The organism is Cohnella sp., assembly GCF_041641335.1.
Taxonomy (GTDB): domain Bacteria; phylum Bacillota; class Bacilli; order Paenibacillales; family Paenibacillaceae; genus Cohnella.
The window spans coordinates 1-24,124 of record NZ_JBEPYQ010000066.1; the positions used below are offsets into that span (position 1 = coordinate 1).

At 56.5% G+C, this 24,124-nt stretch carries 23 protein-coding genes; 9 read left to right on the forward strand and 14 right to left on the reverse strand.

The annotated features are described in order from the left end of the window. Both ACESLM_RS20045 and ACESLM_RS20050 read right to left on the reverse strand, forming a co-directional pair. On the reverse strand, window positions 1-884 hold an 884-nt coding region (locus ACESLM_RS20045), incomplete at its 3' end, for a response regulator (RefSeq protein WP_372633402.1). Next, the gene (locus ACESLM_RS20050; protein WP_372633405.1) at window positions 874-2,694 is read right to left on the reverse strand and encodes a cache domain-containing sensor histidine kinase; all 1,821 of its coding nucleotides are present in this window, start codon (window positions 2,692-2,694) and stop codon (window positions 874-876) included. The genes ACESLM_RS20050 and ACESLM_RS20045, both read right to left, overlap by 11 nt. A 64-nt stretch (window positions 2,695-2,758) precedes the next feature. On the opposite strand from ACESLM_RS20050, the gene ACESLM_RS20055 reads away from it, so the two are divergent. The 5 genes from ACESLM_RS20055 (at window position 2,759) to ACESLM_RS20075 (ending at window position 8,748) form a co-directional block, all read left to right on the forward strand. Further along, window positions 2,759-4,177: an ABC transporter substrate-binding protein gene (locus tag ACESLM_RS20055; RefSeq protein WP_372633408.1), complete on the forward strand. Its 1,419-nt coding sequence runs from the start codon at window positions 2,759-2,761 to the stop codon at window positions 4,175-4,177. Between the two features lie 100 nt (window positions 4,178-4,277). Further along, window positions 4,278-5,795, forward strand: a complete 1,518-nt coding sequence (locus ACESLM_RS20060; protein WP_372633411.1) for an ABC transporter substrate-binding protein — start codon at window positions 4,278-4,280, stop codon at window positions 5,793-5,795. Window positions 5,796-5,876: 81 nt separating this feature from the next. Then, on the forward strand, window positions 5,877-6,812 hold the full coding sequence (locus ACESLM_RS20065; RefSeq protein WP_372633414.1) for an ABC transporter permease: 936 nt from the start codon (window positions 5,877-5,879) through the stop codon (window positions 6,810-6,812). Between the two features lie 15 nt (window positions 6,813-6,827). Further along, on the forward strand, window positions 6,828-7,715 hold the full coding sequence (locus tag ACESLM_RS20070) for a carbohydrate ABC transporter permease (protein ID WP_372633417.1): 888 nt from the start codon (window positions 6,828-6,830) through the stop codon (window positions 7,713-7,715). Between the two features lie 40 nt (window positions 7,716-7,755). Beyond that, window positions 7,756-8,748, forward strand: a complete 993-nt coding sequence (locus tag ACESLM_RS20075) for an acetylxylan esterase (RefSeq protein ID WP_372633419.1) — start codon at window positions 7,756-7,758, stop codon at window positions 8,746-8,748. 73 nt (window positions 8,749-8,821) lie between these two features. Here ACESLM_RS20075 and lpdA read toward each other — a convergent pair whose 3' ends face one another. The 4 genes from lpdA to pdhA all read right to left on the reverse strand — a co-directional run bounded on the left by lpdA (window position 8,822) and on the right by pdhA (window position 13,728). Beyond that, window positions 8,822-10,243 (reverse strand): dihydrolipoyl dehydrogenase, encoded by a 1,422-nt coding sequence (lpdA, locus tag ACESLM_RS20080; RefSeq protein WP_372633422.1) that lies wholly within the window; start codon window positions 10,241-10,243, stop codon window positions 8,822-8,824. A 3-nt stretch (window positions 10,244-10,246) separates the two neighbouring features. Then, window positions 10,247-11,560 carry a dihydrolipoamide acetyltransferase family protein gene (locus ACESLM_RS20085; RefSeq protein WP_372633424.1) on the reverse strand — a complete coding sequence of 438 codons (1,314 nt, stop codon included), beginning with the start codon at window positions 11,558-11,560 and terminating at the stop codon, window positions 10,247-10,249. Between the two features lie 22 nt (window positions 11,561-11,582). Further along, complete coding sequence (locus tag ACESLM_RS20090; protein ID WP_372633427.1) at window positions 11,583-12,560, reverse strand: alpha-ketoacid dehydrogenase subunit beta; 978 nt, start codon at window positions 12,558-12,560, stop codon at window positions 11,583-11,585. A gap of 64 nt (window positions 12,561-12,624) precedes the next feature. Next, entirely contained in the window at window positions 12,625-13,728 is a 1,104-nt protein-coding gene (gene pdhA / locus ACESLM_RS20095; protein WP_372633430.1) for a pyruvate dehydrogenase (acetyl-transferring) E1 component subunit alpha, read from the reverse strand. A 243-nt stretch (window positions 13,729-13,971) separates the two neighbouring features. Between pdhA and ACESLM_RS20100 the strand changes: the two genes are divergently transcribed. Beyond that, a complete protein-coding gene (locus ACESLM_RS20100; RefSeq protein ID WP_372633432.1) occupies window positions 13,972-14,724 on the forward strand; it encodes an alpha/beta hydrolase in 753 nt (250 codons plus the stop codon). 1 nt (window position 14,725) lies between these two features. Here ACESLM_RS20100 and ACESLM_RS20105 read toward each other — a convergent pair whose 3' ends face one another. Both ACESLM_RS20105 and ACESLM_RS20110 read right to left on the reverse strand, forming a co-directional pair. Then, the gene (locus ACESLM_RS20105) at window positions 14,726-15,202 is read right to left on the reverse strand and encodes a low molecular weight protein-tyrosine-phosphatase (RefSeq protein WP_372633435.1); all 477 of its coding nucleotides are present in this window, start codon (window positions 15,200-15,202) and stop codon (window positions 14,726-14,728) included. Continuing rightward, window positions 15,199-15,831: a trimeric intracellular cation channel family protein gene (locus tag ACESLM_RS20110; RefSeq protein WP_372633437.1), complete on the reverse strand. Its 633-nt coding sequence runs from the start codon at window positions 15,829-15,831 to the stop codon at window positions 15,199-15,201. The genes ACESLM_RS20105 and ACESLM_RS20110 overlap by 4 nt, the downstream gene beginning before the upstream one ends. A 153-nt stretch (window positions 15,832-15,984) precedes the next feature. Between ACESLM_RS20110 and ACESLM_RS20115 the strand changes: the two genes are divergently transcribed. Then, window positions 15,985-16,638, forward strand: a complete 654-nt coding sequence (locus ACESLM_RS20115) for a thiamine diphosphokinase (RefSeq protein ID WP_372633439.1) — start codon at window positions 15,985-15,987, stop codon at window positions 16,636-16,638. Here the strand turns inward: ACESLM_RS20115 and ACESLM_RS20120 are convergent. Then, window positions 16,635-17,408 (reverse strand): MBL fold metallo-hydrolase, encoded by a 774-nt coding sequence (locus ACESLM_RS20120; RefSeq protein ID WP_372633441.1) that lies wholly within the window; start codon window positions 17,406-17,408, stop codon window positions 16,635-16,637. The genes ACESLM_RS20115 and ACESLM_RS20120 overlap by 4 nt on opposite strands. Before the next feature lie 331 nt (window positions 17,409-17,739). Between ACESLM_RS20120 and ACESLM_RS20125 the strand changes: the two genes are divergently transcribed. Then, a complete protein-coding gene (locus ACESLM_RS20125; RefSeq protein WP_372633443.1) occupies window positions 17,740-18,060 on the forward strand; it encodes a hypothetical protein in 321 nt (106 codons plus the stop codon). Here the strand turns inward: ACESLM_RS20125 and ACESLM_RS20130 are convergent. Next, window positions 17,970-18,641 (reverse strand): GNAT family N-acetyltransferase, encoded by a 672-nt coding sequence (locus tag ACESLM_RS20130; RefSeq protein ID WP_372633446.1) that lies wholly within the window; start codon window positions 18,639-18,641, stop codon window positions 17,970-17,972. The genes ACESLM_RS20125 and ACESLM_RS20130 overlap by 91 nt on opposite strands. A gap of 1 nt (window position 18,642) precedes the next feature. After that, window positions 18,643-19,296, reverse strand: a complete 654-nt coding sequence (locus ACESLM_RS20135; RefSeq protein ID WP_372633483.1) for a GNAT family N-acetyltransferase — start codon at window positions 19,294-19,296, stop codon at window positions 18,643-18,645. A 443-nt stretch (window positions 19,297-19,739) separates the two neighbouring features. Here ACESLM_RS20135 and ACESLM_RS20140 point away from each other — a divergent pair, with 443 nt between their 5' ends. Further along, on the forward strand, window positions 19,740-20,225 hold the full coding sequence (locus ACESLM_RS20140) for a C40 family peptidase (RefSeq protein ID WP_372633449.1): 486 nt from the start codon (window positions 19,740-19,742) through the stop codon (window positions 20,223-20,225). A gap of 151 nt (window positions 20,226-20,376) precedes the next feature. Here the strand turns inward: ACESLM_RS20140 and ACESLM_RS20145 are convergent, their stop codons facing one another. From ACESLM_RS20145 to ACESLM_RS20155, 3 genes are all read right to left on the reverse strand, one after another. Further along, window positions 20,377-21,729 carry a sensor histidine kinase gene (locus ACESLM_RS20145; protein ID WP_372633451.1) on the reverse strand — a complete coding sequence of 451 codons (1,353 nt, stop codon included), beginning with the start codon at window positions 21,727-21,729 and terminating at the stop codon, window positions 20,377-20,379. Further along, complete coding sequence (locus ACESLM_RS20150; protein ID WP_094042557.1) at window positions 21,726-22,424, reverse strand: response regulator transcription factor; 699 nt, start codon at window positions 22,422-22,424, stop codon at window positions 21,726-21,728. The genes ACESLM_RS20145 and ACESLM_RS20150 overlap by 4 nt, the downstream gene beginning before the upstream one ends. Before the next feature lie 271 nt (window positions 22,425-22,695). Beyond that, a partial coding sequence (locus ACESLM_RS20155; RefSeq protein ID WP_372633454.1) for a serine/threonine protein kinase occupies window positions 22,696-24,124 on the reverse strand: 1,429 nt, incomplete at its 5' end.

Sequence of the window (24,124 nt, forward strand, 5' to 3'; positions counted from 1 at the left end):
AGCGCCAGCTTCGCCTCCAGACAGGAGTATCTTACATCGACAACGCGATCGACGGTGTTGCCGACCCCTGCGGACAGCGACATTTTCAAGTAGGTTGAGGTGCTGTCCAGCATCTCTTGAAGGATGTCCATATGCCGGACTGCCAGGCCCTCCTGATGGAAGAACAACGCGACAAATTGATTTTCATGCGGACTGAATACGATGACCGAACGATGACGCTGCGCGATTTCCTCCAGAATGTTGCTGACCGAAAACATGATCAATTGCCTGTTTTCCTCGCTGAAACGCTCTACCGCTTCCTCGTAGTCGTCGATTGTCAGTGCCGCGGCAATTACGCTTCCTTCGGCATAATCGCTCAGCCCAAAAAACCGGAGCTTGCTCTCGAGCTCCTCCTCGCCCCGAAACATGCCCGATGCCAAACCGGCCAGGAAACGTTCTCGCAGAGCCGGCAAATTATCCTGCAACTGCTGCTTCAGCCGCTGCTCCCTTTCTTCCCTCGAACGCTCCCGCCGTACGGATTCCACCACCTCCAGCATCACCGTTTCCAGCTCGTCCACCTTGATCGGCTTCAAAATATAGCCATCTGCCTTTAAATTCAAGGCGGTCTTGGCGTAATGGAAGTCCTGCACCCCGCTAATAATGACAATGCGGACCGAACTGCCCGAGCTTCGCAAATAATCAGCCGCCTGCAGGCCGTCCAGCTCCGGCATGCGAATGTCGGTCACTACGATGTCGGGCTGCAGCCTTGTGCACAGATCCAGCAATTCAGGGCCATCGGCCGCTGTGGCCGCAACCTCAATGCCCAGCTTATCCCACTCCACGACATCCTTTAAACCTTCGCGCACATTGTATTCGTCGTCAGCAATAATCATTTTAAGCTTCATTGTGCGTGACTCCTCCTGTGTTCCGGCACAGAAACCGGACAATGACCGTTACGCCTTCTTTGCCTTCAGACTTGCGGAACTCGATTCCCGAATCGTCGCCGAACACTTGACGGATGCGCTGATTGACGTTGCTCAGACCGTAGGAACGACCGTTGTCCCCGCGCAGCATCGCATTCAACTGTTCCGCAGGCGCGCCGACTCCGTTGTCTCTGATTTCGATTTCAACCCACTCTCCCGACCGACGTGCGTGAATATAGACATGACCGACGCCCCGTTTCTTTTCTATGCCATGCACCAGACTGTTTTCCACAATCGGCTGCAGGGTCAGCTTGACAGCTGCATAACCGTAAACCTCCGGCTCAACCTCGATCGTAAAGGTCAGCTTCTCCTTGAATCTGATCTGCTGAATGGATAAGTAGCTTTCGACCTGCCGCAACTCATCCTCAATCGGAATAATATCCTGCCCCTTGCTCAGGCTGTAGCGAAAAAAATCCGACAGCGCCGTCACCATTTTACTAATATCCGGCACCTTATGTCTTAAAGCAATCCAGTTGATTGAATCGAGCGTATTGTACAAAAAGTGGGGATTGATTTGCGCCTGCAGCGCCTTTAGCTCCGCTTCTTTCTTGCGTACTTCGGAGACGTACAGCTCGTCGATCAGTTCCTTTATGCGGCGGATCATCTGATTGTATTGGCTGAACAGATACGTAAATTCGTCCTTGCGATGATATTGGATCTGGATATCGAAATTGCCGCTTCTGGCATACGCCATCACTTTGATGAATTTGCGAATTGGACTCGTAATATTTCCCGACAGCCACAGCGCGATCAGAAACGCGACCACCATGCAAGCGGCAAGCACGATGTACATCACTTGTCGAAACGCGACCAGCTTGCCATTCAAATCGCTGACGGGAGACAGAGATAGAATAGTCCAGCCAAGCGAATCGATGGACCGGGCGGATGCGAGCCACTCCTCTCCGTTCAGCACTGCCTCCCTCGGGCCAGCATCAAGGTGTAATTGTTGTTCCGCAAAAAAGGGAGGGCCAATGCCGACAATATCGCCGTTTGCCATTGCGGCATCGGAGGCGGCCACTACCCTGTAACGGTCGTCGACAATGGCGATCACGCTGTTGACAGAGGGCTTCATCTCGGCAATTATGGTAGTGAACTCGTCTATATTGGCCTGCACGGTCAGCAGACCGACGTAGGGTATCGTCGCATTGCGCAGGCCGAACAGCCGCTTGGCAAGCACGATGCTATGCTCCGTCATTCCTGGTATTTCGCCCGGGGAAAGCGCGACGATCGAATATTTCTGCTTGGGCGGCAAGTCGTAATACCAGTCCTCACGCTCCACTTGACTGATGGGCGACACGTATTGCGAAAAATTGTATTGCGCATATTCGGGACGATCGAGCATGTACAGACGCAATGTAAACTCTCGGCTCTGATCTCCCGGCAAATCGTAGCTGCCCACAAGCTTGTTTAGACTGGCAAGCTCATTCACAATACCGACCTGTTCAAGCGGGCGATCGGCGGACAGCAGCTCCGTCATATCGGGATTTAGATAAATGGAACCCGCGATTTGCTCCATTTCTTCGAATTTGTTCAGCAGCGCTCTCTCCGCCGAAACCAGGTTTTTCTGAAGCGTGGCCTCAATATTGTCCTTAATTGTACGGATCGATTCGTTGTAGATCGTGACGGAAATGACCGAGGTCGGCAATATGACCAAAAATAAAAAATAAAGCAAGAGCCGAAATTTCAGGCTGACGTTATAGAAAAGCAGATAAGGCGCAATTTTGCGTAACACGTTTATCAACCCCACTTCAAGATGAGCGCTAAACTTGCTCACATTATAAAGGAGCCCTGTCCGTATGAAAACCCATTATTGTCATAATATTCTGAAAGGCCTCTTCGTATCGTTCGTCATTTTGACGATCGCGGGCTGTGCAAGCGGTAATCGAGCCTCGTTCGATTCTGGCTTGGAGTCGTCTGAACCCGTCGCGAAAAAGCTGACGATAACCGTGCAGGAGAATGCTCATTCCAATACGCTGCGAAGCATGATCGGCGAATACGAGCGAACGCATCCGGACGTCAAGGTCGAAATCGTCCGACTGCCATCGGATCGATATGAAGAACTGCTCCATATGATGATGACCTCCGGCGAGGGACCGGATCTGTTCCACGCTTCGACCAGGTGGATCGCAACCTACCTGTATAAAAATTGGCTGCTTGATCTTTCGGATTGGGTGGAGCCGGACCTGCTTGCCGAATATCCCGGATGGGCGGTCGACTACACGCGAACGAACAGCCGCTTCTATGCGATTCCTTCGGAGCTGACCACGCTTCGGCTCGTCTATAATAAAGAACTGTTTCGGCATGCCGGACTCAATCCGGAGGCTCCGCCCGAAACCTTGTCGGAGCTGCGCGACTATGCGATCCGAATCTCGCAGGCCGGTCAGGGTTATCGCATCTATGGCTTTGCCCTTCCCGCCGGAGAGAACGAGACGCTCCATCAAGCACTGGAGGCCGGCAGCACTCGCAGCGGCCATTACTACTACCGCTATGAGGACGGCGTATACGATTTCTCCGTCTATCTGCCCTGGTTCGAAGCCATTCTCGAAATGAAGCAAGAGGGGGGCGTGTTTCCCGGCGAAACCTCGCTTTCCATGGATACAGCTCTGACGCAATTTGCGGAAGGTTATATCGGCATGATGTACATGACGAGCCGCGACTTTTTTGCGTTGACACAAAGCATGGAGGACCATTCCTCGCTTGGCGTCGCCCTGCCTCCTGTCTATAGCGAAGCTGCGAAAGACAACGGCGCCCTGATGCTCACGCTGCAAGCCCCGCTTGCCGTCCATAACCATACCGAATACAGGACGGAGGCGGTCGATCTCTGGAAGACGCTGCATGCCGAAGCTTTCCAGGATCAGCTATTCCGGGAAGGTCTGTCGATTCCCGTTCGGCGAATGTCCGTCACGAACGCCGGAACGGATCGTGCGTTAAGCGCCTTTCAGCCAGTCGGCCAGGAATCTCCTTACCCTCAAGAGCCCAAGTTCATTTTAGAGAATCGCTCTGTCGATATGTTCGCGAATCTAAGCGATTCGCTTCGCATGAGCGCTTACCGGGACATCCTGCTGGGCGTCACAGCCCCCGAGGAAGCACTGGACAGCTTGTCCGGGCAATACAATCGTTCGCTCGAAAATGCCATCTATCGCGGCCTTATCAATATGGAGCATTATATCTATCCCGAATTCGATCCTCTCCGGCCTATTAACGAAATCAAATAGAATTTTAAAGATTGCTGTAGATTATTTTATTCAGCCTCTTGAAAGCGGTCTCTATAATGAAAGCGAACAACAATTACAGCTAACGGGGGTATGAACGGGAATGAAAATGAAGAAACGCTTTACCAATCTGCTGGCGCTGGCGGTCGGCGCGGCGCTTATCCTTACCGGTTGTTCCGGCAAGGGCAACGGCAACACGCCGGCTGCCAGCAATCCGCCCTCCGGCAACACACCGGAAGCAACCGCAGAGGCAACGCCGACGCCACTTCCTCCGGTTGAACTGAGTATCTACTACCCAGGCGACGAACAAAAGGATGCGGCTCTGGTCGAAACGCGGCTGAATGCGCTGCTGAAAGACAAGATCAACGCTACAGTCAAAATCAACGCCGTAAGCTGGGGAGATTGGACACAGAAAATTAACCTGATGGTTTCAGGCGGAGAACCGTTCGACCTGATGTTTTCGGCAAGCTGGGATCGCTTCGGCAGCAATGTGGCCAAGGGCGCTTTCCTGCCTCTCAACGATTTGATCGACGAATATGCGGTCGAGCTGAAGAAAGGCATGCGCTCTGAATATTTCAATGCGACCTCGGTTGACGGTAAAATCTATGCGGTGCCCGTCCAGAAGGAGCTTGCGCAGCAATTCGGACTGGTTCTGAGTAAACCTCTTGTTGAAAAGTATCAATTCGATTTGAGCGCCATCAACAAGCTGGAGGATATTGAGCCTTGGCTCCAAACGATCAAGGACAATGAGCCCGATGTCGTTCCGCTGTGGGCCAGCCGCACTCTCTCTGGACTTCAACCGTTCGAGGCTGTCGGAAGCAGCGCAATTCCTGGCTCCATCTACAGAGGCGGAGAACCAGCGGTATTCAACAAATTCGAATCTCCCGAAACGCTTGAGCTGCTCACGATGCTCCGCGACTGGAATTTAAAAGGTTTCTTCCAGGATGATCCCGCTACGCAAAAAGACGCAACGGCTCACAACAAGAGCGGCCGCGTGTTCGCTCAACAGCTGCAGCTGAAGCCGGGCAAGGATGTCGAGTTTAGCGTCCAGCAAGGCCATGAGTTTGTACAATTGGAGCTTACGGATGCCTATACGACGAGCGGAGACATTACAGGCGCTCTGACCGCCATTTCCCGCACATCAAAAAATCCTGAACGCGCCATGATGCTGCTCAATTTACTCCATACGGATACCGAAATTTTGAACACGCTCGTGTTCGGCGTCGAGGGCACGCATTTCGTTCGCAACGGCAATATAATCAGCAAGCCGGACGGACTTGAAGAAAGCGGTTATGTACCGGGCATCAACTGGATGTTCGGCAATCAATTCCTGAATTACTTGTGGGACAATGAAGATCCGCTCAAATGGGAGAAGTTCCGTGAATTCAATGAAAGCGCGACACCTTCGGTATTGCTCGGGTTCAGCTACAATCCCGAGCCGGTTACGAACGAAGAGGCCGCGATCAGCAATTTATTCGATCAGTATATCGACGCCCTGTTTACCGGTGTCGGCGATCCCGCAAAGCTGCTGGAGGAATTCAACGATAAAATGAGGAAAGCCGGTATGAACAAAATTCTTGAAGAAAAGCAAAAGCAGGTCAACGAATTCCTGAATCGATAGCAGGCGTCGCCACTACCGCAAGCGGACCGGGTTCCATGCAGATCAGGGACCCGGTCCTTTTATAGAAAAGGAGAGCATACGATGTCCATCATGAGCGCCGTACAACGTCAATACAAGCGAACAATCAAATATCGCGTCCTGTTTCTTATGCTGCTGCCGGCAACCGGCGTCCTGATCTTCAACAATTATATTCCGATGGCGGGCGTCATCGTCGCCTTCAAAACCTATACCTTTGACGGCGGTATATACGGAAGTCCCTGGGCCGGCTTCAACAACTTCAAGTTTCTGTTCCAGACCGAGGAAGCCTGGATCGCTACGCGCAATACCGTTCTGTACAACGGAGCTTTTATTATCATTAATACATTCGCAGCCATTGTGCTGGCCATTGCACTTAACGAGCTGCGGAATCGCCGGCTGGCAAAGTTTTATCAGAGCAGTCTGCTTTTCCCTTACTTCCTTTCCTTTGTCGCGGTCAGTTATCTGGCTTACGCCTTTCTCGGCGGAGGAACGGGCTTTATCAATAAATCCATTTTGGAGCCGCTCGGCCTCTCCCCCATTTCCTGGTACAGCGAGCCCGCGCATTGGATCTATATTTTGCCCATCGTCAATCTGTGGAAGGGCGTTGGATATACGATGATCGTTTATCTAGCCTCGATTGTCGCCATTGACCCGGAGTATTACGAGGCCGCTCTCATAGACGGCGCATCCAAGCGGCAGCAAATTATGAAAATTACCATTCCGCTTATGATGCCGGTTATCATTATTATGATTATTCTCCAAATCGGGCGCATCTTCAACGCCGACTTCGGTTTGTTTTATCAGGTTCCGCTGAACAGCGGGCCGCTATATCCGACAACCAACGTTATCGACACCTTTGTATACCGATCCTTCCTGCTTAACGGCAACGTCGGCATGTCCGCAGCAGCCGGTTTTTACCAAGCGATGATCGGGCTAGTCATCGTCTATCTGACCAACTATACCGTACGCAAGATCAGCAAAGAAAACGCATTATTCTGAGGAGAGATCGCATTCATGATCAATCGCATTTCCTGGAGTTCGAATCTGCTGTTAAACCTTCTATTTGTAATCGCCACGCTGGCCTGCCTGTTCCCGGTTCTGATTGTCGTTTCGGTGTCGCTGACGGATGAGAACGCTATTATCCGCAGCGGCTACCGTATTATTCCGGAGCAGTTTTCATGGTATGCCTATGAATTTCTGTTTAAGGATTACGCCAAAATTGTTCGCGGCTACACCGTGTCCATTGTCGTCACCCTCCTCGGAACCTTTATCAGTCTGTTGCTGACCTCCCTGTTTGCATATCCGATATCGCGTCGCGACATGCCGTTTCGGAATCCCATTTCCTTTTTCGTTTTTTTCACCATGCTGTTCAACGGCGGTCTTGTGCCGTGGTATCTCACTTATTCTGCAGCAGGACTTAAAAACACGCTTGCAGCTCTAATTATTCCGTTGCTGATCGTTCCATTTAACATCATCATTATGCGAATTTTCTTTACGAACACCATCCCCGACTCGCTTGTCGAATCTGCGAAGATCGACGGCGCCGGCGAATTTCGCATCTATGCACGGATCATTTTGCCGCTGTCGCTCCCGGTCATGGCCACGATTGGCTTGTTTCAAACGTTGAACTATTGGAACGATTGGTTCAACAGCATGGTGTTCATCAGCAACAACGATCTGGTCAGCCTGCAATATTTGATGTACAAGGTCATTAATCAAATTCAGTATTTGACCTCCGGCATGGTGGATGCCAATATCGCCGGGCAAGAGCTTGCCAAAATCCCTACGGAAACCGTCCGCATGGCGATGGCCATTGTCGGAATCGGACCAATCGTCTTCGTCTACCCATTCGTGCAGAAGTACTTTGTCAAAGGTCTTACGATCGGCGCGGTTAAAGGATGACCATCCTCATAACTTAGGTAGAAGGAGGAAAAGACACAAGGTGGGATCTTTCGAAGCACGCAAGCATGAGCTTATGCAGCAAAATCCGGAAAGAACAATATCGAACCAACAAATTGACGAATATTGGAACAGCGTTCTGCGGAAGCAGGCCCACGTTCCTTTGCTGGTGTTAAGAGAAACTCAGAATTCGCCGTATTCGACCGTTCGTGTCGACAAATTAACCTTTCAAGGGTTCGACGAGACGCTCGTCCACTGCTGGCTGCTGCTTCCTCGTCGGGAACTGGACGTGAATCCGTTACCGTGTGTTATTGTGTATCAAGGCTACATGGGGGATCGCGGACTGCCCGACCGTTATGCCGCTTGGCTGCTTCGCGGCTTCTCCGTTCTGGCCGTTGACGCCCGAGGACAAGCCGGCCAAACGGGCAGCTGCCTTTCCCTTAGCGAGGGCTGGGTAAAAGGCTGGGTTACGCAAGGCATCCGCCATATTGACGGAAGCTACTATAAGGCGATCGCCCTGGACGCCGTGCGAGCCGTCGACGCTGCGGCGGCACAGCCGGAGATCGACATGTCGCGTCTGGCGGCGGTTGGCGGCAGCCAAGGCGGCGGTCTGGCTCTGCTGGCTGCGGCTTTGCATCCACAGCTAGGAGTCTGCGTCGCAGATATCCCGAATATGTGCCATCTCGAATACGGACTCATGCATTCCACAGGCTCTCTGAGCGAAATAGCCGCTTATTTAAAGCGATATCCCGATCGTCTTCCGGCCGTCCGCCAAACGTTGGTCCATGTCGATTTGCTCAATCTGGTTCATCGCATCTCTATCCCCGTCATGATCTCTGTCGGCTGGAAAGACACGATTTGTCCACCCGAAACGATCTATGCGGTCTATAATCGGCTTGACGCTCCCAAACAATTGATCGACTATCCGTTCTCGGGACATGAGGTCAGCGAATATCAGCATTCGCTGGGCATGGATTTTGTGACCGCGAATTTTCGCAACCAGGCAAAAACGCCTTCGGCGTCCTCCGGACGCTGAACACTAATAAAGAGCAGCAAGACTATCCCCGGGAAGGGGACAGCCTTGCTGCTCTTATTGAAATTGCTCTTCCTTAAGATTTAGGCGCAAGCGTATGGATCGGGTGACCCATAGCCAGCTCCGCCGTATCCATCGTAATTTCGCCTAACGTCGGGTGAGCGTGGATCGTAAGCGCGATATCCTCGATTGTCGCGCCCATCTCGATCGCAAGCCCGAGCTCTGCGATCATGTTGGAAGCTTCGACGCCCGCGATTTGCGCGCCGAGCACCAGACCCGTATCCGCATCGTGAACGAGCTTCATGAAGCCGTCCGCTCCGCCCAGCGTCACCGCGCGGCCGTTGCCGCCGAACGGGAACTTGCTGGATTTCGCGTTGTGTCCCTTCTCCTTTGCTTCCTTCTCCGTATAGCCGACGCTTGCGCATTCGGGGTCGGAGAACGCGACGGCCGGAATGCACTTGTAGTCGACCTTCGAAGGCAAGCCCGCGATCGCTTCCGCGGCCACTTTCGCTTCGTAGGAAGCTTTGTGCGCCAGCGCCGCGCCCGGCACGATGTCGCCGATCGCATAGATGTGCGGGATGCTCGTGCGGCATTGGTCGTCGACTTCGATCAGGCCGCGCTCGCCGACCTTCACGCCGATCAGATCGAGCCCGAGCTCTCCGTCCGTGTTAGGACGGCGTCCTACGGTCACGAGCAAGTAGTCGGCCGTTACCGTCTTCTGCTCTCCGCCGACTTCGTACGTCACCGTGACGTCCTTGTCGGATTGCTCCGCGCCTTTGGCCAGCGCGCCGTTGACGATCTCGACGCCGGACTTCTTCAGCTTCTTGACAACCAGCTGGCTCATGTCCTTGTCGAAGCCCGGAAGAATCGTGTCCGCGCCCTCGAGCACGGTCACCTTCGTGCCGAACTTCGCGTACATCTGGCCGAGCTCGATGCCGATGTAGCCGCCGCCGATAACGACAAGGCTCTTCGGCAGCTCAGGCAGGGACAGCGCTTCTGTCGAAGACAGAATGCGTCCGCCGAACGGGAACGGCTTCAGCTCGATCGGGCGGGAGCCCGTCGCGATGATGCAGTTTTTGAAACGGTAGCGCGGCGCTTCCTGATCGTTGAACAGACGGGCTTCGTTCTCGTTGATGAACATAACCTCGCCTTGGAACATTTGCACCTTGTTCGCCTTCAGCAGCATTTCCACGCCGCTCGTCATTTTGTTGACGACGGAGTTTTTGTAATCTTGCACTTTGCCGAAGTCGACGTTGATGTTATCTGCAGACAGACCGTAGTCCGCCGCATGCTGCATCGCTTCGTAGTGGTGCGCCGAGTTGATCAGCGCCTTGGACGGGATACAGCCGACGTTCAAGCAGACGCCGCCGAACTTGCCTTTGTCTGCGATGATGACCTTCTGTCCCAATTGAGCGGCGCGGATAGCCGCGACGTATCCGCCGGGGCCCGCACCGATAACGAGCAAATCAATGTCTAGGGAAGCATCTCCTACGACCATGAATTACACCTCCATGACAAGCAGTTCCGGATCGTTGAGCAACTGCTTAATGTAGTTTAGGAAACTTTGCGCCGTTGCGCCGTCGACGATACGGTGATCGAAGCTGAGCGACAGAGCCATGACCGGAGCGGCGACGATCTCGCCGTTCTTGACGACGGCTTTCTCCGAAATGCGGCCCGCGCCCAATATGGCGACTTCCGGGAAGTTGATGACCGGCGTGAAGAACATGCCGCCTACGGAGCCGATATTCGTGATCGAAATCGTGCCGCCCTTCATCTCGTTCGGGGCAAGCTTGCCATCCCGGCCGCGCGTAGCCAGATCGCGGATTTCGTTCGCGATCGTCCAAATGTTCTTCCGATCGGCTTCCGCGACGACGGGCACGAGCAAGCCGTTGTCCGTGTCGGTGGCAATGCCGACGTTGTAGTACTTCTTGTACACGATCTCGTTAGCCTCTTCGTCGATCATCGCGTTCAAGGCCGGGAACTCGCGGCATGCGGCGACGAGCGCCTTGACAATAAACGGCAAATATGTCAGCTTGACACCCTTCTTCTCCGCTACCGGCTTCGCTTTGGCGCGAAGAGCCACGAGAGCGGATACGTCGATCTCGTCCATCAGCGTCACGTGAGGAGCCGTATAAACCGACTTGACCATCGCATTGGCGATCGCCTTGCGGATGCCCTTGAACGGTACGCGCTCTTCGACGCCCGGTCCGCTGACGGCGGCGGCCGCTTTCGGAGCCGCAGCAGCCGCGGGAGCTTCCGCAGCAGGTACGGCAGCTGCCGCTTTCGGAGCGCCGCCGGAAGCGTAAGCAAGCACGTCGTCGCGGGTAATGCGGCCGTTCTTGCCGCTTCCCGATACTTCGGCGATCGCTACGCCCTTCTCGCGAGCCAGCTTGCGCACGCTAGGCGTCGCCAGCACGAGCGCGTTCGACGCAGGCTGGGCAGCAGCCGCGGGAGCGGCTTCCGTTGCCGGCTGCTGCGCAGGCTGACCCTTCGTATCCGCGCCGCCGGTCGCGCTGTTGTCGCCGGCCGGCTGGGCGTCGCTGTCCGCCGCTGGAGCTTGCTCCGGAACGTCGCCTTCCGCTTCGATGACGGCGACAAGCTCGCCGATATGCATGACTTGTCCGTCTTTGGCCAGCACTTCGAGCACTTTGCCGTTAACCGGACACGGCACTTCCACGACCGCTTTGTCGTTCTGAACTTCCATAATAATATCTTCGTCCGTTACCGTCTGTCCCGGCGCGATGAGCACTTTGACGATTTCGCCTTCGTGCATCCCTTCGCCGAGTTCCGGGAACCGATATTCGAATCTCGTCACCTGGAACCCTCCTCGTCTCCGATTAGAACTGCAGCACTTGATTGGCGGTTTTCACGATGCGCGCCGGAGTCGGCAGCCACACGTCTTCGATCTGCGCGAACGGATATACCGTATCCGGTCCCGCGACGCGAAGCACCGGAGCTTCCAGGTGCAAAATCGCTTTTTCGTTGATTTGGGCGACAATTTCCGCCGCCGCTCCGGAAGTTTTCTGAGCTTCCTGAACGACGATGGCGCGGTTCGTCTTCTGGATCGAAGCGACGATCGTGTCGATGTCGAGCGGCAGCAGCGTGCGCAGGTCGATGACTTCCGCGGATACGCCGCTCTTCTCCAGCTCTTCCGCGGCCTTGACTGCCGTGTGAACCATCAAGCCGTAAGCGATGATCGTAATGTCTTTACCCTCGCGAACGATGTTCGCTTTGCCGATCGGCACCGTATATTCGCCTTCCGGCACTTCGGCGCGGAACGCGCGGTACAAGTTAAGATGCTCCATGAAAAAGACCGGATCGTTGTCGCGAATCGCCGAGATGAGCAGGCCCTTCGCATCGTATGGGTTGGAAGGCACGATGACCTTGATGCCCGGAGTCTGGATCGCGAGGCCTTCGAGCGAATCCGTGTGCAGCTCGGCCGCTTTGACGCCGCCGCCGAACGGCGTGCGGAAGACGATCGGCGAGTGGTAGCGTCCGCCCGAGCGGTAACGCATGCGCGCGGCTTGAACGAACATCTGGTCCAGCGCCTCATAGATGAAGCCTACGAATTGAATTTCCGCAATCGGACGGAAGCCTTGTATTCCGAGACCGACCGCGAGTCCGCCGATCGCGGACTCGGCCAGCGGAGTATCGAATACGCGCTGTTCGCCGAATTCCTTCTGCAGCCCTTCCGTCGCGCGGAATACGCCGCCGACGTGGCCGACGTCTTCCCCGAAAACAAGCACGCTCGGATCGCGCGCGAGCTCTACCCGCATCGCGTCGCGGATCGCGTCAATCATTGTCATTTGCGCCATGCTGTTTACTCCCCCGTCATTAAGTTAACGGCCGGCTGAGGCCGTTCAAAGTAGTTGCGATGATTTATTGGAAATCCGCCTTCTGCTCTTCGAGATGCGGCGGAGTTTGTTCGAACATCGAGTCGATCAGGCCGGCTACCGTCATTTTCTCGGTTTGCTCCGCCTTCTTGATATGCTCGTTCACGGCGGCTTTCGCTTCTTCCTTCACGCGGGCCGTGTCTTCTTCCGTCCACAGTCCTTTCTTGGCCAGAAACTTGCCGAAGCGGACGATCGGGTCCTTCTCGTTCCATTCCTGCTCTTCTTCCTTCGTGCGGTACTTCGTCGCATCGTCCGCCATCGAGTGAGGACGGAAACGGTAAGTCAGGCCTTCGATCAGCGTCGCGCCTCCTCCGTTGCGACCGATTTCAGCTGCCTCTTGCACGGCGGAGATGACGGCCAGCACGTCCATTCCGTCGACTTGAACGCCGCGGATGCCGGCGGCCAGCGCTTTGTGCGCGATCGATTGCGCGCCCGTCTGCTTCGCGTACGGAGTCGTGATCGCATAGCCGTTGTTTTGCACGAAATAGATAACCGGCAGCTTAAAGGAGCCGGCGAAGTTCAAACCTTCGTAGAAATCGCCTTCGGAGGAGCCGCCGTCGCCGGTGTACGTAATCGCGACGCGTTTCTCGCCCTTCAGCTTGAAGCCCATCCCGATTCCCGTCGCGTGCAGAATCTGAGCGCCGATAATGATCTGCGGCATCAGAACGTTTACGCCTTCCGGAATTTGGCCGCCGTGCTGGTGGCCGCGGGAATACAGGAACGCTTGATAGAGAGGCAATCCGTGCCATACGAGCTGCGGCATGTCGCGGTAGCCCGGGCAGACGAAATCTTCCTTCGTAAGCGCGTATTCGCTGCCGACCATCGTCGCTTCCTGTCCGGATACCGGAGCGTAGAAGCCCAGGCGCCCTTGACGGCCCAGGTTGACGGCGCGATCGTCCCACGTGCGCGTAAACACCATGCGATACATGACTTCTTTTAATTGATCGTCGGACAGTTGCGGCATGTACTCCGGATTAATGACTTCGCCTTCCAGAGACAATACCTGAAGCGGCTTGACATCTTCCGACTTGACTACGTGCGGTTGAACGCCGGATTTGACCTCCGGAGCTTCCGTGGATACTTTGCTCATTGGGTTCACCTCATCTTTGATTGTGGAAGAGGGCTTTCTGTTATAGAATTATTATATCCCTGTTTAAGTGAATTGGTCAAAGAAAAACTCGTAAAAACCTTATTTTATAAAGCTTTTCTCCTATTCATGTTTATATAACAGGATAATTAATCTTGTAATACAAGGTAGTACAATTTGCTGATCATACCCTCAATTGGTTTACCCATGCCCGCTTAATCCCATACCTGCCAAGGAGGCTTCCCGATGAGCGACAACCCTTTGTTCAAGAGAACGATTCACAAGCATGACGTACTCAGCCGATTGCTGCCGGAAGGCAGCCGTTCGATCCGGGTCTATCTGCCCCCCGGCTATCAGCCCTGGATGAGCTATCCTGTCGTCTATTGTCAGGACGGAGAAGAATTTTTCAACTTCGGCCGGATCGCGACCCATGCCCAAAGACTGATTCTGGAAGAGGACTGGGACCCGTTCATCGTCGTAGGAGTCGACGTGAACGTCAAAGTCCGCACCTCGGAATATGCACCGGACGGGGAACGCTACATGGCTTATACCCGTTTTTTCGCGGAGGAACTCATTCCGTGGGTAGAATCCCAGTACCCCGTGCGGGATGTGCCCGAGCAGCGGCTGCTTGCCGGAGATTCCCTCGGAGGCGCCGTGTCGGTGTCTCTCGCGCTCGCCTATCCCGAACTGTTCAGCAAGATTCTGTCGCTCTCGGGCGCATTCTATGACGTCTATATGGAGCAAATTCGCAGCGCTCCCTCTTTGGAGCGACTCAGCGTTTGGATGATCGTCGGGCTGCAGGAGACGGAATTCGCCACGGATCGCGGAACGTTCGATTTCGTCGAGTTGAATCGCCATGCGGAGAAATTGTTGAAGGAAAAAGGAGCCCGAGTCCTCTACTCGGAAAAAGACGGGGAGCACAAATGGGGGTTCTGGCAGCGCGAGCTGCCCGAGGCTCTGTCCGCGTTCCTCGGACCGGAGCCTCGTCCGCTCGGTTGACTCAGCGCTGCGGGAGCTTGTCGCGTATGCGCGCCAGGAGCTTCTCGCAGCCTTCGTTCACCATCTCGTACACTTCGTCGAAGTTGCCCGTGTAGTACGGATCGGGCACATCGTCCATCCCTCTCTCCGGGAGCAGGGACAAGAAGCGGATAATTTCGGCGCGGGGCGAAACTCCGAGCCTCGCCCGAATATCCTGCTCGTTCTTCGTATCCATCGCCACGATCAGATCGAAGTCGCCGCCGTCCTGGACGGAGATCTGGCGGGCTTTCATTCCCTCGTAAGAAATGCGGTAGCGGTCGAGCAAATCCCGCGTCCCTTCATGGGGCGGACGGCCGATATGCCAGTCGCCGGTGCCGGCCGAATCGACCGTCACTTCCCCGTTCAACCCCTCCTTGTCGATCCGATGGCGCATGACCGCCTCCGCCATCGGAGAACGGCAAATATTGCCCAGACATACGAACAGCACGGAATAACTCATGACGGACCTCCCGACGCTGCGCGCAGCGAACGGCGCGGCAGCTTCCATTTATAATGTACGGACAGCATTCGGAACGCGACGACGAGCAGGAACAAGACGAACAGGAACCACGGGGCCTGCAGCTTCGATGCGCCGATGACGAAGCCCGCGGCCAGCGCCCATACCGCATAGATCTCGTCGCGAAGCACGAGCGGCTTCCTGCCGGCCATAATGTCCCGCACCATCCCGCCTCCGATTCCCGTCAGCATGCCGGCAACCATGACCGCGCTGATCGGCAGGTTCGCCTTGACCGCGTACAGCGCCCCCTGAATCGCGAAAGCCGACAAGCCGATCGCGTCGAAGAAAGCTTCGCTGCGCTTCCAGTGATGAATCCAGGAGATCGGCAGCAAGAACACGATCAGAATCGAGATGCCGGCCGTCTTGAGGAACAGCCCCTGGCTCCACAGCGTCGTCACCGGAACGCCGATCAGCAAGTTCCGGATGACCCCTCCTCCGAACGCGGTGACGAGGCCGAGCACGAACACGCCCAGAATGTCGTACTCTTCCTCCATTGCGACGATCGCGCCGCTGACCGCGAACGCGATCGTTCCGATCAAGCTGAAAATTTGAAACACATCGTCCAGTTCCAACTTTAACTCTCCTCCGCTAACCCCGCTTCAATGCGCGCCCGAGCCGTCGGGCGCTTCGTTACCCATTGTAGCGGGTAGGTCTGCAGTTCCGCAACGGTCTATGCTAAAATGAATGAATAATGTCGAAACCATCATTGCTGGAGGAACTTGCTCATGTCCCGTTCCGATACCGAACGAGCTATTATATTCGCCGGCGGCCGCCTCGGCGGCTGGGCGCTGGAATTGCCCGCTCCGGGCGATTATCTGATCGGCGCCGACCGCGGCGCCGAGTTTCTTGTCCGCCACGGACTCAAGCCCGATCTCGCGCTTGGGGACTTCGATTCCGTTACCGAAGACGAAAAGCGGCTTATCTCCCGCGAGGCCAAGCTGCTGCTGGCCTGCGACGCCTTCGACAAAGATTGGACCGATACCGAGCTCGCCCTTCGCGAAGCGCTGGACCGCGGCTTCAAGCGGATCGTCGCCGTCGGCGCGCTGGGCACGCGGTTCGATCACGGCCTCGGCAACGTGCACCTTCTTCGCCAGGCGCATGAGCGGGGAGCATCGCTGACGCTCATCGACGAGCACAACGAAATCCGGCTTTGCGCCGATCGTCTTCTCCTGGAGGCCGACTCGCGGTTTCCCTACGTCTCGCTGCTGCCTCTGTCCCTGGAAGTGACCGGAGTCACGCTGAGCGGCTTTCGCTATCCGCTGCAGGCCGCCGCCCTCAAGCTGGGCTGGTCGCTCGGCATCAGCAACGTGCTGGAGGCGGAGATCGGCACCGTCGACATTTCGAGCGGATTGCTGCTCGTCATTCGCAGCCGGGATTAAACGGACACGGTCATCCCGGTAAGCGCAAGCGACACGTTGGCCGGCAGTCCGTAATCCGCGCGGACGTCGACGTCGTGGGACAGATGCGTGAAGAGGACGCGCCCCGGCTTCGTCTCGGCCGCGAGCTCAACTCCTTCTCTCATATCGTACACCGACCGGGTTTCGACCGGATAATTTTCTTCGACGAAGCTGGTTCCGAGAACGAGCAGGCTCAGACCGCGAAGAGGCGCCTTCTGCTCCGGCTCCAGATGGATCGAGTCCGAGCAGTACGCCCAGGCTCGCCTGTTCTTCTTGCTCTCGAAGCGGTAAGCGTACGCATAGCCGTTCTTGCCGTGGTTCACCCTCCAGGGCGTAATCCGCCACTCCCCGTAGTCCATCCCCCCGTCGTTGGCCAGCATCGACAATTGGCCTCCGATCCAAGGGAAACGACTGACGATTTCCCGAAGCACTTCCTCGGGCGCATACAGCCTCCCCTTCTCTTCTCTCCATCTGCAAGCGTCCGCCCACTCCGTCAAGCCGCCGATATGGTCGAAATGGGCATGGGTAATCAGCGCCTGCGCGATGCCGCGTCGGCAGATCGCCTCCATCTGCCTTCTCCAATCCGGACCGCAATCGAGCAGCAGCGGAAGTTCGCCCTCCGTCTCCAGCAGGATCGACGAACGATAACGGCGGTTCAGGCCGCCGCTCCTCGCTTCCCCGCACACCTCGCAGTCGCAATATACCCTCGGCGTTCCCATCGAATCGCCCGTTCCCAGAAACGTGACTTGCATTTTCGCATCCCCTAATTTCCGTATATGATATCCAACCGGTTTACCTGTATCGTTTTCTGTCCGACACGTTCGAAAGAAGAAAAATCGCCATGCTCCCCAGGCTCGCGATCGAACGCGATGACTGGCTCGAGGGCGGTAAGCCGATCTCCCTGCCGACGATGGACGGTCGGCTATTTCTTCAATGGAACCGACTATATCGGCGTGCTGAATCTGCAGAAGCTAAAAGAAAGCGGTATCTGGACCATACAAAGCTCCGGATACCGCTTACGATCGAATATGGAGACCAGCCCATCGTCACCTTCGTCCTGCGCAAAATCTCGACGAACCGAAAATGAAGCGCATGCTGGAGCAGGAAATCGAGAGCACCGTAAGATCCACCTACGACTCGGGTAAGGACATTGGCGCCGACGTCCTGAATCTGGGCTACCCAATCTTCAGATACCATCATGCGGATTGGAAAACCTACTTGCGCGGCGACGGATTCCAGTCCTCCACGCTCGGAGCGGTCCGCGTTCGCGCGATGATCATGCATTCCGGCAAGTACAAGGGACGGATCGCCACCTATAGAGGGAGCAGCGGCACCTCGTCGCGAGCTTCCAGCTCGCGGATCATCTCTTCCCATTCCTTCGGCTTGTTCGGCAGCGCCGAATAGTACTGCCGGAGGAAGCGGACGATCAGTTCGGCAGGCAGCGATCCGCGCGTCTCGTCGGCCGGGAAGAAGCCAAGGTCGAGCTCTGCGACCGCCTTGCCTTCGTGATCCCAAGACGGATGCACATACGAGAGATCCAGCTTCTTATAGCCGATATGGGACAGTACCTCGCGTCTTACGGCCGGGTGCATCGGAAGCACGTTGCCGAATTTCAGCGAGGACACGGCATGCGGACGGTAGATTTCGGCGAACATGCCGATCGACTCCGTGCCGCTCAGACGCTGCAGCCTTTCGAGGTCGCGGGATCGCTCCACGTACAGGAAGCGGCCGATGCCCAGCCCCATTGCCCCGATAATCGTAAAATCGGTCATCGCCACCCGCATCTCCGGGTAGTAGCGATATTCCGTCGCTCCGACGACGGCGTCGTTATGAACCGCGACATAAACGTGAATGTCCGGATCTTCGAGCGCTTCTTGCCACAACTCGAACGCGAGCACTTCCTCCGGAGGGAAGATCGTGCTCATCAGGCGGTGCATCTCCGCAAATCTTGGATCCTCGATCGAACGAACGCGAATATATTCCATATCATCTCTCCGTCTTAAAGGGATTTCGCCATTCCATTAACGCCGCATAATTCAATGATGGTTCGTCTTCCAAGTATTCGGCGGCGACTCCGATCGGCAGCCTTCCGCAACGCAGCATGAACGTGATGACCGGATCGTGCAGTTCCCCTTCGCATACCTTCCGAACATACTCTTCGGGCCCGAGCTTGTCGGAATGGGCCTTGTAACCGGGCATGCGCCCTCCTCCGAGCAGCCTGCGGCAGCCCAGATGAACGACCGTCTCGTACATCGACTGCATCAGCCATTTGCCCAACCCCAATTTACGATATTGCGGATCGACGCAGAGATCGACGACATAGACCGTGTCTCCGTCCGGTTCGTGATTGCGTATGTAGCCGTCGTCCGTCATCGAAGCCCAGTCGTGCGGCCCGTCGCGGGGAACCGTTACCCGCAAAGCCGTCATCGAACCAACAATCTTCCCTTCCGTTTCCGCGCACAGCGCCCCTTCGGGAAAACGGACTACGTGCTCGGTCAGCTGCTCTTCGTTCCACCACAGCTCGGACGGAAAAGGCGGCGGAAAACACCTCGCCTGCAAGGCGACCAGACTCGCGAAGTCCCCCCTTCCATAGTTGCGGATCGTCAGCGGCAGCATACGGCGTTCGTCGGGCACTTTCATCTGTTTCAGCACGTTCTCACCCCCTGCTGCCGTTTCGGGCTTGGGAGCTCAGGGCTGTCCCATAAGTAATTTTGAATAGATAGACCCGTCGCAATGTAATTTCAGGACCGTATGAGGCAGTCTCCAGGAGATAGATGCCCTTCTTTTTTCATCGATAATCTTGTACGCCCATCATATGGGACAGCCCCTTCCCTTGCCCACTTCCTATAGTAAAGGAATCCGGCAATTCGGAGCAAGCCATTTTCAGGTTAGCGCTTACGGTTCGGGGAGTACAGGCAGAATTGAGCAAGACATGAGAAATTTCTCATGTTTTTCTAAGAATGCGATTCAAACCGTTCTTATGCCCGTTTTTTCCCTCTCCTTGGAAAACCTTAGGGAAACCAGGCTCTGCTATACTCATTCTCGTGAGCTATGAATTTTTCGGATACATGGGAGGTATCGGCATGAGCTTAAAACAAACGTTCGTCCGCAAAGTCATCGGCATCAGCCTGTGCGCGGCCATCGGCTTCACGGGACTCGCGATCGTACAAGCCCCTCAGGCATCGGCCGCGACGAAAGCGGACAAAATCATATCCCTCGGACAAAAATATCTCGGCGTGAAATATCGGTTCGGAGCGCCGTCCGGCTCGACGTCCGCGTTCGACTGCTCGAGCTTCACGCAATATATTTACGGCAAATACGGCGTTAAGCTGCCGCGCGTATCCAGCGCCCAAGCCACAAAAGGAGTCAAAGTGGCGAAAGCCAATCTGAAGCGCGGAGATCTCGTCTTCTTCACCACGTCGCGCACCGGCAAGAAAATCGGCCACGTCGGCGTATACGTAGGGAACAACAAAATGCTGCACACTTACGGCAAGCCGGGAGTCACCTACTCGTCCCTTAACTCCAGCCATTGGAAGAAGACTTACGTGACAGCTCGCCGCGTTCTCTAGTCTCTCTCGCTATTTACCCTATATACGCAGGACGTAGAAGCAATGTTGCACCAAAACGCAATTGAGCAGCTGGGAATTTGTTGCAGTCCCCGGCTATAAACAAAGGCAGCGCCGCAGTCCATAATCGGACGAGGCGCTGCCTTTGTTTCGTTTAAATTTTGCGGGGAAGCTGGATCGAGATCGTCGTACCGCTGTTCGGCTTGCTGTATACTTCGACGCTTCCCTCGTGGACGTCGATGATTTTCTTGGCGATCGACAGGCCGAGGCCGCTGCCCCCCGTTGAACGGTGGCGAGCCTCGTCCACCCGGTAGAAACGCTGGAACATATTCGGAATCTCGCTCTCCGGAATGCCGAGGCCGTAATCGGTCACCTCCAGCTTGATGCCGCTCTTCTGGTTGCGGATCCGCACGTCGATCGGCTCTTTACTGTATTTCAGCGCGTTGTCGATAAGAATGAGCAGCAGCTGCCGGATCTTCTCCTTATCCCCCCGCATGTAGACGAAGTGGTGGTCCGAGTGCACGCGAATGTTCCGCTGGAACGTTTTGCCCAACACCTCGGACAGCTCCCGCACGACGCTGACGACGTCGAAACGCGACACGTTCAGCCAGTTGTCCTGCTCCGCTTCGGCGAGCGTCAGCATCGAGCGGATCAAGTTCTGCAGACGTTCCGTCTCCTTGGCGATCGCTTCGATCGCTTCGTCCCGAACCGCGGCGTTGTCCCTGCCCCAACGCTTCAGCATGTCGGCATAGCTGGAGATGACCGTAAGCGGCGTCTTCAGCTCGTGGGACGCGTCCGCCACGAAATGCTTCTGGCTCTCGATCGTCCGGTCCAGCCGGTCGATCATCTGATTGAACGCCCTCACCATCTGCTGCAGCTCGACCGATTCCTCCCGCCCGTTCAGCTTGACGCGGTACAGCTTGCCGCTCCGATCGATCTCCCGCATCGTCTGCACCATCTGGCCGATCGGCCCGGTCAGACGGGACGTGAACCAATACGTGCCGAAAATGGCGAACACCACCGCGCCGATGCTCGTAACGGTCAAGGCGCCGACCAGAATCTGCAAGTAGCTGTCCAGCACGGTTAATCTGCGGGCGGCTTCCAGCGTGCCGATCATCCGGCCCTGATCGAAAATCGGTTTCGACAAGAAGAGGACGCGCTGCCCGTTGATCTGCATCGTGTCCGAATAGTTGTACACCTGGTATTGCGAAGGAATCGAGAGCAGCTCTTCGTCCGTTCCGACCTTGTTGACGATCTGTTCGCCGACGACGATTCTCATCATCTCGTTGTAATTGTACAGATCGCTCAGCAGCTTTGGTTCATCGAGCCCCTGCATGCCTCGCTTGCGCAAGGACTCAATGACCAGGTCCGCCTTGTTCGTGAGAAGCTGAAGCTCCCCCCGGGTCGTTACCCGGATCACGAAGAAATAGACGAATATATTATACAGAATCAAAATAAAAATCAACCAGAAAACCGTGAATAAGGTAAATCTGGATCTGAGAGTCATGCATCCGGCTCCTTCAGCATGTAGCCGACTCCGCGCACCGTGTGCAGCAGCTTATGGCGGTAACCCTTGTCCATCTTCTGCCGCAAATAACGGATGTAGACGTCGACGACGTTCGTATCGCCGATATACTCGTAGCCCCATACGTCGGACAATATTTCGTCCCGCGTCTTCTCCTCGTTCTTGTTGCGGGCCAAGTACAGCAGCAGCTCGAACTCCCGCGGAGTCAGGTCGATCGAATGATCCTTCCGGTACACCTTGCGCGTCAGCAGCTCGATCGTCAAGTCGCCGATCTTGAGCACGTCCTCGCTCTCGCCTTCCCGCGAAGCCTTGAAAATGCGCAGCAGGTTCCGCACTCTGGCGAGCAGTTCCTCCATCGCGAACGGCTTTGTGATGTAGTCGTTCGCTCCGTGCTCGAAGCCGCTTACTTTGTCGGGAACCGTGTCCCTGGCCGTCAGCAGAATGACCGGAACGGCCGCGTCGTTCTGCCGCAGCCGACGCAGCACTTCGATGCCGTTCAGCTCGGGCAGCATGACGTCCAGCAGCACCAGATCCCACTCGCCGGACACGGCCATCTCCAGCCCCTTGCGCCCGTCCGCGGCCCTTCCGACGCCGTAGCCTTCGTGCTCCAGCTCCAGCTGCAGGATTCTCGCAATCGAATCTTCGTCTTCGATAATCAATATATTTTCATTTTTCATCGTCATCACCTCGTATTTATCCCACTCTATTGTACCACGACTGTCAAAGCGATGAAAAATCGGTCGATCTCGCGGCGCTTCAAGAGCGAAGATGTCGGAAACACGAGGCTTCAGTCTCGCCTAGGGTGGCCGTCAGGACTCGCGGCAGCGTCAGGTCTCGCCGAGAGAGTCCGTCAGGGACCCGCGGCAGCGTCAGGTCTCGCCGAGAGTAACCGTTAGGGACCCTCCGTAGCGTCAGGTTTCGCCGGGAGAGTCAGTTGTGCGGCCAGCGTCAGATCTCCTCGAGGGTGGCCGTCAGGGCGCGCAGCGCCCGTTCCATCGTCCGCCTCGTCCGCTCGTCCCGCGGAAAGCCCTCGCCCCTCCACAGCGCGTCCAGCATGACGGAGGAAGGCAGCTCGGGCAAATGCGCCGCGGGAGCTTCTGGAAACAGCGCCAGCCAGCCGGAGCGGTCGCGAAACGGCTGATCCCGGTTCGCGAGCCATACGCTGCGAATCGTTCGGCGTTCGGCTTGCCCGTACAATTCCGCGCAGGCCGCTTGCCTACGCGGCGACCATTTGGCCGGATAGCAATCGGCCACGAGCACGACGAGATCGGCTGCGCGGAGCACGAAATCCAACGTCGCGGGATGTTCCCACCGGCTGGAGACGTCCAGCAGCACGAGCGGCACGCCGAGCCTGCGGATCCACTTCGCCAGCTCCTTGCCCGGCTCGCGGTTGACGGCAGACTCCTCTCCTGGATAGAGCGGATAATAGGCCGCAGGCCCTTCGCGCCAGGCGGGCGCCGCCGGTTGCTTCCCGTCCGCGCGGACGAATACGGCGCTCCTCGGCTTCCTTCTCTCTCCGTTAAGAAGAGCATACAGCTCCGCCTCCCCGCCGGGACATTCGACCAGCGCATGCGCCTTGCCCCGGCTGCCGAGCGCCGTGGACAGAGCGAGCGCCGCGAACGTCGCCCCCGCCCCCGGGTAGGCGGAGACGAGCGCGACGACCCGCGTGTCGGAGCGCTCTTGCGCGGTGAGATGCGGCGCGGGAAAGCCGTCCAGGCCGACAAGATCCAGCTTGATCCGGTTCAGTTCCTCGAGCAGCTCGTCGGCGGAGCGCGGTCTGTCCGCGGCATCTGTAGCCAGCATGCGGCCGAGCAGCAGCGCGAAGTCGGCGGGCACGTCCTCCTGCAGCGCCTGCGCCATCGTCCCGCGATGACGCATGGCGAAGCGGCCGCCCGACAGCAGAAAATACGCCAAGGCCCCCAAGCCGTACAGATCGGTGCGTTCGTCGGACTGCTCGCCCCTCAGCTGCTCCGGCGCGGCGAATCCCGGCGTTCCGAGCTGCAGCGTGTCGCTCGTCTTGTTTTCCCGATAGCGGCGGGCTATGCCGAAGTCGACGAGAATCGCCTTCTCCCCCCTGCCCAGCAGCACGTTGGCGGGCTTCAGGTCACGGAAGACGACGGCCGGAGCCTGCGCGTGCAGATAGGTCAGCACGTTCGCCAGGTCGATCAGCACGTCGAGCACGAACGGAAAGCTCAGCCGCAGTCCGTATCGTTCGAAGCGCTCGGCCAGCGTATCCCCGGCGACGTATTCCATGACGATGCAGGCGACGCCGTCCGCGTCGGGCGGATAATAATCGACGATGTCCGGCAGATGGGGATGGTCCAGCTCGCTGAGCAGCTGCGCTTCGGGCAGGAACGAGCGTCGCTCCTCCGGCAGC